Source organism: Parabacteroides sp. AF48-14 (assembly GCF_003477465.1).
GTDB classification, from domain to species: domain Bacteria; phylum Bacteroidota; class Bacteroidia; order Bacteroidales; family Tannerellaceae; genus Parabacteroides; species Parabacteroides acidifaciens.
The window spans coordinates 103567-119784 of the sequence record NZ_QUDI01000007.1 but is presented as its reverse complement, the minus strand read 5'-3'; the positions used below and the strand labels follow the sequence as shown (position 1 = coordinate 119784).

The following is a 16218-nucleotide window of genomic DNA, read 5'->3' as shown; positions in this document are numbered from 1 at the left end:
AGGGTGCAAATATAGCCTTTTTTTCTTTGTCCAACAGTAATTAGATTAATTTATTTGTCACACTCTTAGTTTATTTCAGCCACAATTATATATCTTTGCCCGTAAAAAACATAGAAATAATGACCATGAAGCATCTTTTATTATTAGCACTATTTATCCCAAGCCTTCTCTGGGCTCAGGATGATTCCAAGTATTTGGCCGGAGCCGTTCCCGTAGAGAATGGTAAAGTCGTATTTACTCAAGAGATAAACGCCTCCTCTTTTTCTAAAGACGAAGTATATGACAGAATATTGGATTGGGCCAACGGATTTTTCAGCGAAGACGGCAACCGCGTCGTCTATTCCGACCGTTCGAAAGGAGATATCGCTGCCGTAGGACAGGTTTACCTGGTGTTCCAGAACACAGCCCTGTCGCTGGACCGTTCCATAATGAACTATCGCGTCACAATGGAATGCGAAAACGGAAAGGCGATCATGAAAGTTGCCGGTATCCGCTATGAATATAATGTATCATACCAGCGCGAACCGGAAAAATATACAGCCGAAGAATGGATCACAGACAAATATTGCTTAAATAAAGATAAGACCAAGCTGAACCGCGGCAACGGCAAGTTCCGTACCAAAACAGTCGATTTCGTCGACGAGATGTTTGCTTCCGCATCGGCAGCCTTTGGCATCCAGACAGCTCCGGCCGCACCGGTTGCTCCGGCACGGACCGTAACACCAGTAGCACCAGTAACAGCTCCGGCAGCCACTCCTGTTGCTCCGGTTCCGGTAAAAGAAGGTTATGTAGCCTTTGCAGCCGACAAAGTGCCGTCTACCATCTTACAAATGTTGCCCGAAAGCGATATGCAGGTTGCACCGGCCGGCAAACCGGATACGAAAGAGACATCTGCCGTCTGGAAAGGCACAGGCAATATGTTCGGCAAATCGATTGCTTCCATCGCAATCGGCAAAGACAGCCCTGTTTATAAGGAAATAGGAGACAACGACACCTACAGCCTCTCTTTCTTCAAGAAAGGTGAGAGCGGAGACGCTTGGTTGATCATCGACTGCCGCAAGCAGGGCGAAACAGCCGAAGGGCAGCAGATGACTGTCATTGGAGAGATTATTAATGTATGGATGAAATAATTCGGATTATATGAAAAAGCTGATTATCCTTATATTGATTATGTTCCCTGTGCTAACTATGGCACAGGGACATAAGGGCGAAGTCGAAGAATGTGCCCGATGAAAGACGGGAAAGTATGCTATCGCGACACCGTCCATGTAAAAGATATGAACCAGGTCCAGATATTCGACGTCATCGAGAAGTGGGCGAAAAAGAATTACGGCAAAGACGTATTCCTGTCGAATGTCAACTCCAAGAAGTCCAAAGGGATCATCAACGTTTCTTCCAAAGTCGAATTATTGTTGAACGATACGGACAAAACGATCATCAAATACAAGATGAAGATATCTTGCCACGACAACAGCTATTCGGCGGAAGTCGGCAACATTGTCTACCAGTACGATCCGGAGAACGACAAAAAGTTCAAGACCTATTCAGCTGAAAGCGTGATTGCCAACAACGGGAAAAGCAATACGGTCGCCCTAATCAAAGATCCGAAGCTCTTCTGCAACGCTACTTTTTTCTTTGTAGAGAATCTGTTCGCCGACATCCTGGATGCGGTGAACGAAGCGGAATAAAAATCCTCATGGAGGCTGTTGCTTTTCAATTTCATGCCACAAAGTTACAACAGCCTCCGGAAGCGGAGTTGATTTATGTCGCATAACGGCAGTTTCTGTACATTAATAGCTCTTAGTTTGTCAAAAAACGCTTAAGCGGCCCCGTCATTGCCTCCGTAAAAGCATTTCCCGGCAAGTATTCGTTTGGCTATTTCAAGAGAAGCATCGCCGACCCGGTTTATTTCTTCGATTTTCGACATCCGGCGCGGCCCGTTTCCCGGCCGGCCCAATTTTTTCTTCGTTCCATGATTCGACTGCCAGTAATGGAAACGGCGGGTAAAATCTTTTTTGTGTCCGACAGTATCTTGTTCTCCGCTCGAAACAATGAAATCGCAAAACTCATTCAACTTGCCGGGGAGCATCTCGTTAAACCCGATACCTTCTCCGGATTGCCTGACAGCGGATGCCCGCCAATCTTCATCTTCCAATAATTCATTTTTCCAAATCTCCCATTGCTCGCGCCCACTCGCCTGCGGAACGAACGGAGTGAGTGTAGTTTGATTTGTATTTATTTTTATTTTCCTTTTCTTTGTGTACTTAAACCCTCTTTTTGGGGAGTTTCCGGGCAAATAACCGGGGTTTTGGGGGAGATAACCGGGGTTATCAGCTCATTAACCCCCATTAATAAATATGAACGCTCCTTGCTGTCGAACATTTCCGGCTTTTTGGTCTTTGCCAGAAAATAACGCTTCTGGACAGACAGAGAAGTCAAAACCCGCTTTTCCACGAATAAAGTAGAGTCGAACAACCCGACATCGACCATTAACAACAAGATATCCAATACCCTGCTTTCCGGTATCTGAACTTGTTCCGACAGATCGAATAAATAATCGTCATTTGCCGCCAGATAGTAACCATTCGCATAAATATCACAAAGAATTGTCATATACAGCAGGAATGATTCTGCACCATATTCTCGTTTTATACGACGGATCTTTAAATCTCTTAATATATTCGTATCTACAGGGAAATAATCTAAACCTTTTTTGATTGGACGTGCCATGATTAATTATGAATTTTGAATTATGAATTGCGATGATTGATAAGAGATGTTCTTCTGCGATCCCGCGTCAAGCGCGGGAACAAGAGCCGGGAATTCATTCATCCGTTGATTAAAATCAACGGCAAAAGAGAGCCTGCGGCATAAGGAAAAGCGTTGTTTTTTGTGTTCATGATATTAAAATTCATTGTTGTAAAATGTTGGATTTGCAGTTAATTAATTCAGTTAATATCTGTTTTCATAGTCGATTATTCGGTTATGATTACAATACAAATATAAGCCCTGAAAAAGCGTTTGTCAAGTAAAAAATAGAAAACGCCCCATTCTTTACACTTTGTTAACATATCAATAAAGGCTATATTCGTCTGCAAACATCACTTTTCCTTATAATGTTCACACACGTATAAATACATAGGCATGGATTTTATTTTCCATGGGCATGGAATCGGAAATGCATGGGCATGGAAATGAGAGATGCACAGCCGTGCATCTCTACAGACCGTTAAATCATCATTTACCGGCTGTCTTTTCGTCCTTTCCTTTTTCTTCCGGCTTGATGATATTCTTGACGGTTTCGCCGATCGGCAGTTTGTCCAAGACACCGAGGCTTGGGGCAACAGTCTTGACTAATTGGTTCAGAAAGTTGCCGGTAGCACCGTTTCCGCCGTCAAAGACGGTGATATTTCCGAGGTTGATGTGTTCGAATGCTTTTACCTGCTCGCCGGCAATCTCTTTCCACTGGTCGACCATCTTATATTGGATCGCAATGGCAGGATTAGATTCGGCCGCTTCGACCATCGCTTTGAAACCGTCGGCTTCGGCCAGCAATGACTTCTTCTTACCGTCGGCTTCGGCTTCCAGCTTCATGCGGATGGCAGCAGCTTCGGCTTCGGCTTGCGCCAACAAGGCTTTTGCACGTGCTTCGGCTTCGCGGATTGTCTTCTCGGCTACGGCATCCGCCTGCAGGATCGCTTCCTGCTTGGCGATTTCGGCGGGAACGATCTTTTGGGCTTTCAAGGCAGATTCGACCTTTTTAGCCTTTGCTTCTTCCACTTCTTTCTGGGCTATTTCGCGGGCAGCCTGAACCGAGGCTTCCGAACGGGCAGCGGCTTCACCGGCTTTCTTATCGGCATCCGCCTGTGTGACGGCAAGCTCCGAATTGGAGAGGGCGATATCTTTGCCGGCTTCGTTACGTCCGATGGCGGCTTTCTTCCCGGCATCTGCTTTCTTGATCTCCATATCGGAGTTCAGTTCGGCGATGCGGCTTTCCTTCTCGGTATTGGCTTTCTCGATATTGATATTCTTCTCGGCTTCCGCCTTGGCTACCTGCGATTCCTTTTCGGCATTGGCAATAGCGACCTGCGAAATACGGTCTTTGTCGGCATTCGCCACCGATATTTCCTGCTGTTTCTTGGTTTCCGCAATGGCGATATCCTGGTCCTTACGGGTTTCGGCGACCTTTGTCTCGCGTTCCTTTATCTGGTTGGCGATCTTGATCGCTCCTAACTTTTCCTGTTCTTCGATGTTTGCCTGCGCCTCGTTCAACGCTTTACTTTCGGCTTCTTTACCGAGGTTGACGATGTAGTTTGCAGCGTCGCGGATATCACTGATATTGATATTCATCAGGTAAAGACCGAACTTCCGGAGTTCCGTATCGATATTCTCACGCACTTTGGACAGGAACTTATCGCGGTCGGAGTTCAATTCTTCAATCGTCATATCGGCAATCACCAGACGCATCTGTCCGTAAACGACATCCGTAATCAGATTCTGCTTATCTTCCGCCTGCAATCCAAGCAGACGTTCGGCGGCGTTCTGCATAACTTCGGGATCGGTACTGATCGCAACCGTAATAGTCGTCGGCACATCCACACGGATATTCTGTGCAGACAAAGCTCCGGTCAGTTTGCAGTCGATCTGCAACGGTTTCATGGAAAGGAATTCATATCCCTGGATAATCGGCCATACAAAGGCGGCGCCACCATGATAAAGCTTGGCAGACTTTTCCCCGGAGGTCTTACCATAGACGACCAACACCTCATCACTCTTACATTTCCGATAACGGGATAGGATACCGATAAACGAAATGATGACCACTACCACCAGTATAGCGATCATGATTAACATCTCCTGTGTCATAATTCTAATAGATTTGTTATTTATTGGATATACATAATTCCTGGTTCCACCTTGACGATCGTAGTCCGGTCGCCGGTCTGGTACTTCCGGCCTTCGAGCGAACGGACATCCATTTCACGCAAAGCGCCGTTGACAGCGACCTGTACGATGTACCGTTCACCGTCGTGTGTATAGATCGTACACTCGCGTCCCTGCAAGGCTTCCAACTTCTCCGGCTTGTTCTCTTTCTGCAACTGCCAGGCCTTCTTATACAGATACCAAAGAACCAGAACAAAGATAAGGCCGACCAGAATACCGACGGCATACGACGTGATATCCGTTCCTTGCGAGATATACATATACCAGCCCATTCCGATGCAGAAATGCGTCAATCCCTTAAAGGACAAGATACTGCCGAGGTCTGCATCGACATCCGTATCAATATCGCCAAAAAAGATGGAGACTATAAACTGGATCAGAAAGATTGCCGTAGCAACAATGGCTACTGTAAGAAAGATTGTGCTTGTCATGATTGCTTGAATTAAATTAGGAAACTACCCACTTTTCGATATTACGGGTTTCGGATGAAAAATTCACACCGATTTTGATGATCTGCCGGCCATCGGCGGCAAAAGCTTGGCCGTATTGTTTTTCGTTGATTTGATGCAATGCCTCCTCTGCCGTTCCATTCAACTTGAACTCCATCACATAGATATAACGATCCGTTTGCAAGACCAAGTCGATACGTCCCCGGTTCGTATGGTACTCCACCTTTGTATATAGTCCTATCAGACGGAAGACGATAAACAGGACGTTCTGATAATGCAGTTCCGTATCACGCTCAGGTTTCAAACCGGTAACCGTTTCGTAAGGGGTGTCGGCAAAGAAACCTTGCAAACGACGGAAGAAAGCATCGTAATCACCGGAACGGATTTCCCGAATAAAACGGCTGATTTCAAATGGCGTTTTTGAAGCGCTGACATTTGTATAAAAGGGCAATAGATATTTGACAAACCCCTCTTCAACTTCTAAATTAGGGAAACCCAGCCGATACATACCAAATTCCGCGTCATACCCCTTGATCGTCAGATAGCCACTCTGATAGATTACCGGGATCGGATCAGAATCGACCGAATCCACGCCGTCGAGCGTTTCAGCATCGGTTTCTTCATGCGCCAAACGGTCCAAATCGTAATGGTTGCGTTTCAGGAGTTCCACTAAATAGGATGGCGTACCGGTCGCAAACCAATAGCTGTCAAATTCCCGGTTCTTAAAGGCATGAAGCAGGCTGAACGGATTATAGATGCCCACTGCTGTATCAGGTGCAAAATGGTAACCGTCGTAATATCGGCGGAGTTTGTCACATAATTCTGATTCCGTCAGGTCTAATGATCGTGAAAACTCCGGTAACTCATCTCCCAGGTTGTCTTGCAGTTCCTGTTCACTGATACCGCATAGTTCGTTATAGTTCCGGCGAAACGATATGTCTTCCAAGTTATTCAGGTCACTGAACACGCTCACTTTGCTGAACTTGGTCACACCTGTCAGCATCGCAAAACGGATATAACCGTCCGCGCTTTTCATCACGCCATAGAAAGCTTTCAACAAACTGCGATAGGCTTCCTGCAATTCCGGTTTCCCGATTGCCTGCAACAAGGGTTTGTCATATTCGTCTATCAAAACCACAACGCGTTGTCCGGTTTTCTCATAAGCCCGGCGAATCACCTGAAAGAAACGCTCCTCCGGCTTACGGTCTCCGAATGGACTGTCATATGCCTGCTCCCAAATTTCAAGGTATTTATTCAATTCTTCCAAAAGCGATCCTATATTTTCATATTGGCGGGCATTCAAATCAAGATGCAGAACCGGGTAGCGCTTCCAATCTTTTTCCAACCGCTCGATGGCCAGTCCGGCAAAGAGTTCTTTCTTCCCCTCGAAATAGGCCTCCAAAGTAGACAGCAACAGGCTCTTTCCAAAACGGCGCGGGCGGCTCAGGAAATAGTAACTTCCGCTTTTTGCCAGTTGGTAGACGTGGGCAGTCTTGTCTACATAAAAATAACCGTCTCTCCGAATCTTCTCGAAGTTCTGGACGCCGATAGGGTAAATCTTGTTGCTCATGATAACGGATTTTAATTGAATCACCTTACAGACAAAGATACGCTTTTCTATGAATATCCTGATGGCAAATCTAACAAATTCTCAATTCTCAATTCTCAATTTTCAATTGTAAAAGGCACCACAAAGGATAATGGTCGGAATAGTGCACCTTATCGACTGTACAGTTAATCGGTTTTATATTGGCAGAATGCAGGATATTGTCAATCCGGAACCAAAAGAAGTTTTCATTATAAGTAATTCCGGCGCCACGACCGGAAGCTGCATAAGCATCCGTCAACGGACCTTGAATCACACGGTGTGCATAAGAAATAGGCGTGTCGTTGAAGTCGCCGCAAACCAATATGTAATCCGTATCGATCTTTTTAATCTCTTCGGCCACAGCTCTTGCCTGGCGGGCGCGTATCCGGAAAGCCGGGCCAAGCTTCTGCTCGATGGAGCTTTTCAGACCGTCGAGTGTTTCCGAATTCATATTTTTGATGAAAGCGGAATAATGGCTCCTGTCCTCCGTCGTCAGCTTAAACGACTCTAAATGATTGTTGATCAAGGTCAGCTTCTTCCCGTTTATGTCCAGCTCATGGATGGAAGAACCGTTGAACGAGCTTTCATACTTGATCTTGCGGGACTTGGATATCGGATATTTGGAAAACACGGCAATATTAAAGGTAAGCGTGCCGGATCTCCCGACGGGTAAAATCGAGCGGTAGCGGTACATCTTCAGGGCATTGGCTACTTTCCGGTTTGTCAGGAACCGGTCGGAAGTCCCGACTGCGTATTCCTGCAAGCAGACAATATCCGCTCCCGAGTTGGCGATATACCTTAATATGGGGTTCGGCGAATCTTCGGAGTGATCTTTATATCCGAAAGCCATCACATTATATGTCAAGACCTTCAGCACGTTTTCTTTCGGGACATCCTCCACTTTATTATGAAACGGGAAATAATGGGTGACAGGCCCTTTACAGATCAGAAACGAACAGAGCCCGATCAACACAAAGCGCCATTCCCAAAGAAACAGCCAATAAATGACAAAGCATAGGTTCAAGATGCAAAGCACAGGAAATCCCAAGCCCAGATAAGAGAAAAACACACTCCTATCCGGTGAAACCCTGTCAGAGAAAGCCGAAGCGATGAACAGCAGGATGACTATCACATTGGCTGTTCCGACTACAGACTTAAACAGGATCTTGATCGCTTTAAACCGCTCGCTCATTTCTTGCTGGCATCAAATAGTTTTTTCTTTTCTTCGGCCGAGAGGCTTTCGTAACCAGAACGTTTCAATTTGTCCAATATTGCATCCAGATCTGCTGTTTCGCGGTTCTTACGGGCATTATATTCATAATCGGTCTCCGCACGTTTATAAGTCACACGCATCTTCGGTTTTCGTTTTCCCAGATTCACCACCCAGTCGATCAGGCGGTTCATCGGAGCTGTCAGGTCTTTTCCTTCCTTAATCCGCATGGCAAACCAGATGCCGAACAGGGCACCTCCGATATGGGCGATATGGCCGCCGGCATTCGTAGAAGTAATGGCCAACAGGTCGATCACGAAGGTGAACAGAGCCAGATAAATCAGTTTGACCCTTCCGATCAGGAACAGGCCGATCTCCAAGTCCTTCCGATAGAAGGATACGGCAAAAACAATCGCCATCACCGAAGCCGAAGCCCCCATCAAATAGCTATAGGCGGCTACACTGCGGAAATAAGGAAATATATTGTAAGCAACCAGGAACAACACCGCGCCGGCAATACCGCCCAGCAAATACAGGCCGCCCAACTGGCGTTCACTGAAGAAATTCAGGAACAGCCCACCAAACCAGTACAACCAAAGCATATTGAACAGGATATGCAGGAAGTCGAAGTGCGTGAACATATAGGTAAAGATCGTCCAGGGCCTGTACAACAACAGGTCAGGAGACGACGGCATCTGCAAATATTGCAAGAACGGGAATCCGCCCAGATTGAACAGCATCAGGATCACACTCGTCAACCGTATCACGACGAACAGGCCGACGTTGATATAGATCAACTTCGCCAGGATATTCCCGGAATTGAAGGTCTGCTTGAGATTAAAAATATCGCCCATTGTTAAAGTCATTCTTTTTCCAATACCGAACCAGGAAATAACCGAAGAACATACCGCCTAAGTGTGCGAAATGTGCAACAGAGTCGCCGCCATTATTGCTACGCCCATAAACAACTCGGCCAATCCGTAAAAAATCACGAAGTATTTAGCTTTGATAGGAATCGGGATAAACATCAGATAAAGCGGCACATTCGGGAACAGCATGGCAAAGGCCAGCAAAATACCGAACACCGAACCGGAAGCCCCGATCGTAATCAGATAATTCAACGAAGGATCGCCGGCAACCAACTGTGCCAGCGTAAGGCCGTTGGCACTTGCGAATGAGTGAACGGAATAGAGCCAAACCAATTCCTGCGCAATCCCCGCACCGATACCTGTCACCATATAAAAGATAAGGAAACGCTTCGGTCCCCAGACATTCTCCAGTACACGCCCGAACATATACACACCGAACATATTGAAAAACACGTGTGCAAACGAGTGGGTATCATGCATGAACATATAGGTGATAAACTGGAACGGATAGAAATCCGTCACACCCGGAAAGTGCAGTCCGAACAACTGGACCAGGTCGATTCCGACCTTTGGTAAAACAAGACTCGCTACCCAAAAAAGCAAGTTAATAATGATAAGGTTTTTCGTAACCATCGGGATGCTACTCAGAAATCCCGAGCTATTTTGATTCATCATATATTTATCAATTTACGGACAAAGGTAAATATATTTTGGTAGTTTTCTGGCAAAACAACACTAAAACATAGTAAATCAATAAAAAAAACTCTTTTTTTCTTTGCGATATATTAAAATAGAATTACATTTGACACCAACTTTTCAGGCTATCAATAAACTTGTTTAATATATTAATTTTCAAACCATCATGAACAAAACAGAATTTATCAGTGCTGTATCGGAAAAATCCGGTTTGAGCAAAGTTGATGCTAAAAAAGCTGTTGAAGCTTTCGTTGAAACAGTATCCAGTGAATTAAAGGAAGGTGGAAAAGTTGCCCTTTTAGGTTTCGGATCTTTTTCTGTTGCTGAAAAATCCGCACGTAAAGGAGTTAACCCGAAGACTAAACAACCAATTGAAATCCCGGCACGCAAATCTGTTAAATTTAAAGCAGGTGCAGAACTGGCAGACCTCATTAAGTAAGTTAGTCTTACATTTTTACGAAAAGGAAAAGGCACCCTCCATAAGGATGCCTTTTTTATTTGTAAATAAACCCGTACCTTTGCGGGCAAAATAAATCCGAACATATACTGAACGAATATGGTTATCGAACAACAGATTACCGGTGCAATCATTGCCGGCATAAAAGAACTGTATGGCGCAGATGTTGCCGCCAGCCAGGTACAACTGCAAAAAACGAAGAAAGAGTTTAAAGGGCATCTGACCTTAGTTGTATTTCCGTTTCTCCGCATGTCGAAGAAATCACCGGAACAGACAGCGCAGGAAATCGGCGAATACCTCATCGGGCATGAACCGGCCGTTGCCGAATTTAATGTGATAAAAGGATTCCTGAACCTGACAGTCGCCTGCGCCTGCTGGATCGATCTGCTGAATGATATTAACAGCCAGCCGGCATACGGTATCGTGCCCGTAACGGAACAGTCTCCGTTAGTGATGATCGAATACTCCTCTCCCAACACCAACAAACCGCTCCACCTCGGACACGTGCGCAACAACCTGTTGGGCTACAGCCTGTCCGAAATCATGAAGGCGAACGGAAACAAGGTGGTCAAGACCAATATCGTCAACGACCGCGGTATCCATATCTGTAAGTCCATGCTGGCCTGGCAGAAATGGGGCAACGGCGTCACTCCCGAAACAGCCGGCAAGAAAGGCGACCACCTGATCGGCGATTTCTACGTTCTGTTCAGCAACAAGTTGAAAGAAGAGACAGCTGCTCTCGAAGCGGGTGGCATGACGAAAGAGGAAGCGGAAGCCGCTTCTCCCCTGATGGCCGAAGCACGCGAGATGCTTCGCAAATGGGAAGCCGGTGACAAGGAAGTACGCGCCCTCTGGGAGATGATGAACAACTGGGTGTATGCCGGTTTCGACGAAACTTACAAGATGATGGGTGTTAACTTCGATAAGATCTATTACGAATCGCAAACCTACTTAGAAGGCAAAGGCAAAGTGCTGGAAGGACTCGATAAAGGCGTCTTCTACCGCCGTGAAGACGGTTCGGTATGGGCCGACCTGACGAAAGACGGTTTGGACGAAAAGCTTCTGCTTCGCGCCGACGGAACTTCCGTCTACATGACACAGGATATCGGTACTGCCAAACTGCGTTTCGACGACTACCCGATCAATAAGATGATTTATGTTGTCGGCAACGAGCAGAACTATCACTTCCAGGTGTTGTCCATCCTGTTAGACAAGTTGGGATTCGAGTTCGGCAAAGGGCTCGTGCACTTCTCCTACGGTATGGTCGAACTGCCGGAAGGAAAGATGAAGAGCCGCGAAGGGACGGTTGTGGATGCTGACGATCTGATGGAAGAAATGGTGAATACGGCCCGCGAAATCTCGCAGGAATTAGGCAAGCTGGACGAAATGACACCGGAAGAAGCCGAAAACATCGCCCGCATCGTCGGACTCGGTTCCCTGAAATATTTCATTCTGAAAGTCGACCCGCGCAAGAACATGACTTTCAATCCGAAAGAGTCGATCGACTTCAACGGCAACACAGGCCCGTTCATCCAGTACACCTACGCCCGTATCCGTTCCGTGCTGCGCAAGGCTGCCGAACAGGGTATCGAACTGCCGGCACAGTTGCCGACAACGACAAACATCTCCGAAAAGGAAGAAAACCTGATCCAGATGACTGCCGACTATGCAGCAACCGTACGTGAAGCCGGAAAGGAATACAGCCCGGCCCTTATCGCCAACTATACGTATGACCTGGTAAAAGAATACAACCAGTTCTACCACGACTTCTCCATCCTGCGCGAAGAAAACGAGGAAGTGAAGAAATTCCGCCTTGTCCTCTCCGCCAACGTAGCGAAGGTCGTTAAGTCGGCCATGTCGCTGTTAGGTATCGAGGTTCCGGAAAGAATGTAATACGCAGACGACAGAAATGATTAAAAGCTTATACAGAAAGTTAGTGAGCGAGAGACAGCGGATCGCCCTCCATTACGCTCTATATAAAATAGAAGCGGTATTACTGAAAGGGGACCGGTACGAATGTTGCTGTTGCGGCAAGTCATCCCGCCGTTTCCTCTCTCACGGCAATCTGGGATTGCGCCGGAACATCAAATGTCCGCATTGCCTTTCTCTGGAACGGACCCGCATTCTTTGCATGTACATCCGGAACGAAGTCTTCAAGGATACGGAGAAACCGCTGAAAGTTCTCCATTTCGCTCCGGTGAAAGGCCTGAAGGACTTTCTGAGACAATCACCTTATGTGGGCGATTACCGGGATGCAGACCTCAATCCGAATGTGGCAACTTACCAAGTCGACATCACACAGATTCCTTACGAAGATAATTCGTTCGACCTGATTATCTGTTCCCACATTCTGTATTGCGTGCCGGAAGACCGGAAAGCCATGCAGGAGATACACCGGGTACTGCGCCCCGGAGGCAGAGCCTTGATTGTAGATACCATCGAGGGCGACACCACCCGTGAACTCGGCCATCTCTCCAAAAAAGAATTGCAGGAGGTCTACGGAGATGAAGCGACTTGCCGGGTTTATGGACGCGACATCACGGAAATCTTAGGATCTTACGGGCTAAAAGCTAACATTATAGACTATGTGAAACAACTTTCACCGGAGTTTATTGAGAAAGAATGCCTATCCGATGCATTCGATGCAGAAATCATTGATTGTATAAAACAATAGTATGAATATAGATCAACAAACATACGATGCTCTCCTTCGGTTTCAGCGGAATGAAATCACGGAGAGCATTGTTTATACGAAGTTAGCTGCCGTCGAGAAAAATCCGGCAAACCGGGATGTATTGCTCCGCATCTCTGCCGATGAAAAAGGGCATTACGCCGTCCTGAAGAAATATACCGAACAGGATGTGGCTCCTTTCAAATGGAAAATCCTAAAATACTATCTGCTGGCCCGCATCTTAGGGATCACTTTTGCCATCAAGCTGATGGAAGGAAGCGAGGAAGAGTCCAGAGACGGCTATGCCGCCTATAAAGATTATCCGGAATTACTGCAGATCGCAAAAGACGAAGATGAGCACGAAGAAAAACTCATTGCCTTGATCAACGAGGAACGGCTCGAATATATGGGTTCCGTCGTGTTGGGACTGAACGATGCATTGGTGGAATTTACCGGTGCACTGGCCGGTTTTACGCTGGCATTAAGCGATTCGAAACTAATCGCCCTGACCGGAAGTATTACAGGAATTGCCGCCGCCCTCTCGATGGCTTCATCCGAATATCTCTCTACAAAATCGGAAGGCGGGGAAGGAAAACGTCCTGTAAAGGCCTCGATCTATACCGGGATCGCATATATTTTCACGGTTATAGCGTTGGTGGCACCATTCATCTTTATCAGTAATGTATTGGTGGCTTTAGGTGTTATGTTGGTTTCCGCCTTATTAATTATCGCCCTGTTCAATTATTACTATTCCGTAGCCAGAAGCGAAAGTTTCCGCAAACGGTTTACCGAAATGGCCGTATTGAGTTTCAGCGTTGCAGCACTCAGCTTCCTGATCGGATATGCACTAAAAATATTTACAGGAATAGAAGCATAAAAAAAGAGGGTGATCACCTCTTTTTATGCTTTCTTTTTACGTGTCGTCTTCTTACCAGTCGCCGGTTTCTCGGCAGCATCAGCGATGATCTTTTTACAATCATCCAATGTCAGGGCTGTCGGGTCCGTAACCGTTTTCGGAATGCGATAGTTCGCTTTCTGATAAGAGATATAGGGACCGAAACGACCGTTCAGGATTTCCATTTCCGGATCTTCTTCAAATTTCTTGATGAAACGCTGTTCGTCTTTCTTCCGCTTCTCATCGATCAAAGTGATTGCCTCTTCGGGAGTGATCGTCAACGGATTCAAGTCTTTCGGGATGGAGACAAACTTGCCGTCATGACGAATAAACGGACCGAAGCGACCGATAGCCGCAACCATCACTTTTCCTTCGTATTCACCGATCGTACGGGGCAGGTCGAAAAGCTTCAGAGCCTCTTCCAACGTAATCGTATCGATAGACTGTCCTTTCAGCAAGGAGGCAAACTGAGGTTTCGGAGCTTCCTTATCCTCCGTATGGGCAACGCCGATCTGAACAACAGGACCATAACGGCCGATCTTCACAAATACCGGATTACCGCTCTTCGGATCGATACCCAACTGACGCTCCCCGACCTTATGTTCCGTCTTAACGGCAGCCGTAGCTTCCACGATCGGATGGAATATCTTATAAAACTTGTCAATCGCTTTTGTCCAAACCAACTCGCCGTCTGCCACTGAGTCAAACTCCTTTTCTACGCTGGCGGTAAAGTTATAATCCAATACATCCGGGAAATACTCCATCAGGAAGTCGTTTACCACTGTACCGATATCGGTCGGCATCAGCTTATTGCGATCCGCACCGACAATCTCTGTCTTTTCTGCTTCCTTGATCTTTCCTTTAGACAGCGTAATAACCGTATAGGCGCGTTCCGTACCTTCCTTATCTCCTTTCACCACATATTCGCGGTTCTGGATGGTCTGGATAGTCGGGGCATAGGTAGAAGGACGTCCGATACCAAGTTCTTCCAAACGGCGAACCAGGCTGGCTTCCGTGTAACGCGGCGGACGCTGTGTGAAACGTTCCGTTGCCACAATATCTTTCAACGACAGGACTTCATGCAGTTTTACCGGAGGGAGCAGGCCGTTGTCCTGTTCTTTATCCTTTTCCACATCGTCGTCGTTGCTTTCCATATATACTTGAAGGAAACCTTCGAAGCTGATCACTTCGCCGACAGCGACAAAACGTTCCGTCTGTCCGCTGATTCCGACCGAAATAGTCGTGCGTTCCAGTTCGGCATCCGCCATCTGGCAGGCAATCGTACGCTTGCGGATCAACTCGTACAGTTTCTTTTCCTGCGGGGAGTTGCCGGCTTCCACGTTACTGATATAGGTCGGACGGATTGCTTCGTGCGCCTCCTGTGCGCCTTTGCTCTTCGTATGGTATTGGCGGAATTTGTAATATTTCTCGCCGTATGTATCTAAAATAGCTTCTTTCGCAGTTCCCAATGCCAAGTCGCTCAGGTTCACCGAGTCGGTACGCATATAAGTGATCAATCCGGATTCATATAAACGCTGCGCGATCATCATGGTCTGCGAAACGGAATATCCTAATTTACGGGCAGCCTCCTGTTGCAAGGTTGAAGTGGTGAAAGGAGGCGCAGGCGATTTCTTTACCGGTTTGGTAGTAATATCGTCAATGGTAAACGAAGCGCTCTTGCAGGATTCCAGGAAGGCTTCCACCTCTTTCTTATCCTTCAAACGGCGGTTCAGTTCGGCTTTCAGTACCGTTGTCCCGTCGGGCAGGATAAAATTGGCAATCACACGGTAAGCGGCTTCGCTGACAAAATCGTTAATCTCGCGCTCGCGTTCCACAATCAGGCGGACAGCCACCGACTGCACACGTCCGGCAGACAGGGCGGGCTTCACCTTGCGCCAAAGGATCGGCGAAAGCTCAAAACCCACGATACGGTCCAGCACACGGCGTGCCTGCTGGGCGTTCACCAGATTAATATCGATATCGCGCGGTGTTTCAATAGCATGCAAAATAGCATTCTTGGTAATTTCATGAAAGACGATACGTTTCGTTTTCTCCGGCTTCAAGCCCAATACTTCATACAGGTGCCAGGAGATCGCTTCTCCCTCACGGTCCTCATCGGATGCGAGCCATACCTGTTCAGCAGACTTGGCTTCGGACTTCAGTTCACTGACCAGCTTCTTCTTGTCGGCAGGCACTACATACTGCGGAGCATAATCGTGCTCGATATCAATACTGAACTCTTTCGTCTTCAGATCGCGGATGTGGCCGTAACTTGACATGACCTTGTAATCTTTTCCGAGGAACTTTTCAATGGTTTTTGCCTTAGCGGGTGACTCCACTATTACCAGATTCTTTTGCATAATAACGTCTTATCTATTTGAAATCGGGTGCAAACTTACACAAATAATTAACGTAACCGTACATCAGCCACAAAAAAAC

13 protein-coding genes and 2 pseudogenes are annotated in these 16218 nt (G+C 46.8%); 6 read left to right on the top strand and 9 right to left on the bottom strand.

Going from position 1 to position 16218, the window contains the following annotated elements; genetic code table 11:
- Positions 1 to 125 precede the first annotated feature (125 nt).
- A complete protein-coding gene (locus DW083_RS05110; RefSeq protein ID WP_122331676.1) occupies positions 126 to 1130 on the top strand; it encodes a DUF4468 domain-containing protein in 1005 nt (334 codons plus the stop codon).
- 10 nt (positions 1131 to 1140) lie between these two features.
- A pseudogene (locus DW083_RS05105) lies at positions 1141 to 1688 on the top strand (DUF4468 domain-containing protein).
- Between the two features lie 131 nt (positions 1689 to 1819).
- Here DW083_RS05105 and DW083_RS05100 read toward each other — a convergent pair.
- The 8 genes and pseudogenes from DW083_RS05100 to DW083_RS05065 form a co-directional block, all read right to left on the bottom strand.
- Positions 1820 to 2155, bottom strand: a complete 336-nt coding sequence (locus tag DW083_RS05100) for a hypothetical protein (RefSeq protein WP_122331663.1) — start codon at positions 2153 to 2155, stop codon at positions 1820 to 1822.
- A gap of 86 nt (positions 2156 to 2241) precedes the next feature.
- On the bottom strand, positions 2242 to 2730 hold the full coding sequence (locus DW083_RS05095; protein ID WP_122331662.1) for a DUF4373 domain-containing protein: 489 nt from the start codon (positions 2728 to 2730) through the stop codon (positions 2242 to 2244).
- A gap of 507 nt (positions 2731 to 3237) precedes the next feature.
- A complete protein-coding gene (locus DW083_RS05090) occupies positions 3238 to 4866 on the bottom strand; it encodes a flotillin family protein (RefSeq protein ID WP_122331661.1) in 1629 nt (542 codons plus the stop codon).
- A gap of 20 nt (positions 4867 to 4886) precedes the next feature.
- A complete protein-coding gene (locus DW083_RS05085) occupies positions 4887 to 5375 on the bottom strand; it encodes a hypothetical protein (protein WP_122331660.1) in 489 nt (162 codons plus the stop codon).
- 16 nt (positions 5376 to 5391) lie between these two features.
- Positions 5392 to 6963, bottom strand: a complete 1572-nt coding sequence (locus DW083_RS05080; protein WP_122331659.1) for an ATP-binding protein — start codon at positions 6961 to 6963, stop codon at positions 5392 to 5394.
- A gap of 88 nt (positions 6964 to 7051) precedes the next feature.
- On the bottom strand, positions 7052 to 8173 hold the full coding sequence (locus DW083_RS05075) for an endonuclease/exonuclease/phosphatase family protein (protein ID WP_122331658.1): 1122 nt from the start codon (positions 8171 to 8173) through the stop codon (positions 7052 to 7054).
- A complete protein-coding gene (locus DW083_RS05070) occupies positions 8170 to 9045 on the bottom strand; it encodes a rhomboid family intramembrane serine protease (RefSeq protein ID WP_122331657.1) in 876 nt (291 codons plus the stop codon). The genes DW083_RS05075 and DW083_RS05070 overlap by 4 nt, the downstream gene beginning before the upstream one ends.
- A pseudogene (locus DW083_RS05065) lies at positions 9029 to 9735 on the bottom strand (rhomboid family intramembrane serine protease). Before DW083_RS05065 ends, DW083_RS05070 begins: the two are co-directional and overlap by 17 nt.
- Before the next feature lie 187 nt (positions 9736 to 9922).
- Here DW083_RS05065 and DW083_RS05060 point away from each other — a divergent pair.
- The 4 genes from DW083_RS05060 (at position 9923) to DW083_RS05045 (ending at position 13761) form a co-directional block, all read left to right on the top strand.
- The gene (locus DW083_RS05060) at positions 9923 to 10195 is read left to right on the top strand and encodes an HU family DNA-binding protein (protein ID WP_115499209.1); all 273 of its coding nucleotides are present in this window, start codon (positions 9923 to 9925) and stop codon (positions 10193 to 10195) included.
- 117 nt (positions 10196 to 10312) lie between these two features.
- Positions 10313 to 12106 carry an arginine--tRNA ligase gene (gene argS / locus DW083_RS05055; protein WP_122331656.1) on the top strand — a complete coding sequence of 598 codons (1794 nt, stop codon included), beginning with the start codon at positions 10313 to 10315 and terminating at the stop codon, positions 12104 to 12106.
- 43 nt (positions 12107 to 12149) lie between these two features.
- Positions 12150 to 12887 carry a class I SAM-dependent methyltransferase gene (locus DW083_RS05050; protein ID WP_158543357.1) on the top strand — a complete coding sequence of 246 codons (738 nt, stop codon included), beginning with the start codon at positions 12150 to 12152 and terminating at the stop codon, positions 12885 to 12887.
- Between the two features lies 1 nt (position 12888).
- Positions 12889 to 13761: a VIT1/CCC1 transporter family protein gene (locus DW083_RS05045; protein ID WP_122331655.1), complete on the top strand. Its 873-nt coding sequence runs from the start codon at positions 12889 to 12891 to the stop codon at positions 13759 to 13761.
- Between the two features lie 23 nt (positions 13762 to 13784).
- Here the strand turns inward: DW083_RS05045 and topA are convergent, their stop codons facing one another.
- The gene (gene topA / locus DW083_RS05040) at positions 13785 to 16139 is read right to left on the bottom strand and encodes a type I DNA topoisomerase (protein ID WP_122331654.1); all 2355 of its coding nucleotides are present in this window, start codon (positions 16137 to 16139) and stop codon (positions 13785 to 13787) included.
- Positions 16140 to 16218 lie beyond the last annotated feature (79 nt).

What these genes read in the sequence shown, in the direction of transcription:
- DW083_RS05110 (WP_122331676.1), top strand. Translation starts at nt 126, where the DNA reads ATGAAGCATCTTTTATTATTAGCACTATTTATCCCAAGCCTTCTCTGG.
- DW083_RS05095 (WP_122331662.1), bottom strand. Translation starts at nt 2,730, where the DNA reads ATGGCACGTCCAATCAAAAAAGGTTTAGATTATTTCCCTGTAGATACG.
- DW083_RS05090 (WP_122331661.1), bottom strand. Translation starts at nt 4,866, where the DNA reads ATGACACAGGAGATGTTAATCATGATCGCTATACTGGTGGTAGTGGTC.
- DW083_RS05085 (WP_122331660.1), bottom strand. Translation starts at nt 5,375, where the DNA reads ATGACAAGCACAATCTTTCTTACAGTAGCCATTGTTGCTACGGCAATC.
- DW083_RS05080 (WP_122331659.1), bottom strand. Translation starts at nt 6,963, where the DNA reads ATGAGCAACAAGATTTACCCTATCGGCGTCCAGAACTTCGAGAAGATT.
- DW083_RS05075 (WP_122331658.1), bottom strand. Translation starts at nt 8,173, where the DNA reads ATGAGCGAGCGGTTTAAAGCGATCAAGATCCTGTTTAAGTCTGTAGTC.
- DW083_RS05070 (WP_122331657.1), bottom strand. Translation starts at nt 9,045, where the DNA reads ATGGGCGATATTTTTAATCTCAAGCAGACCTTCAATTCCGGGAATATC.
- DW083_RS05060 (WP_115499209.1), top strand. Translation starts at nt 9,923, where the DNA reads ATGAACAAAACAGAATTTATCAGTGCTGTATCGGAAAAATCCGGTTTG.
- argS (WP_122331656.1), top strand. Translation starts at nt 10,313, where the DNA reads ATGGTTATCGAACAACAGATTACCGGTGCAATCATTGCCGGCATAAAA.
- DW083_RS05045 (WP_122331655.1), top strand. Translation starts at nt 12,889, where the DNA reads ATGAATATAGATCAACAAACATACGATGCTCTCCTTCGGTTTCAGCGG.
- topA (WP_122331654.1), bottom strand. Translation starts at nt 16,139, where the DNA reads ATGCAAAAGAATCTGGTAATAGTGGAGTCACCCGCTAAGGCAAAAACC.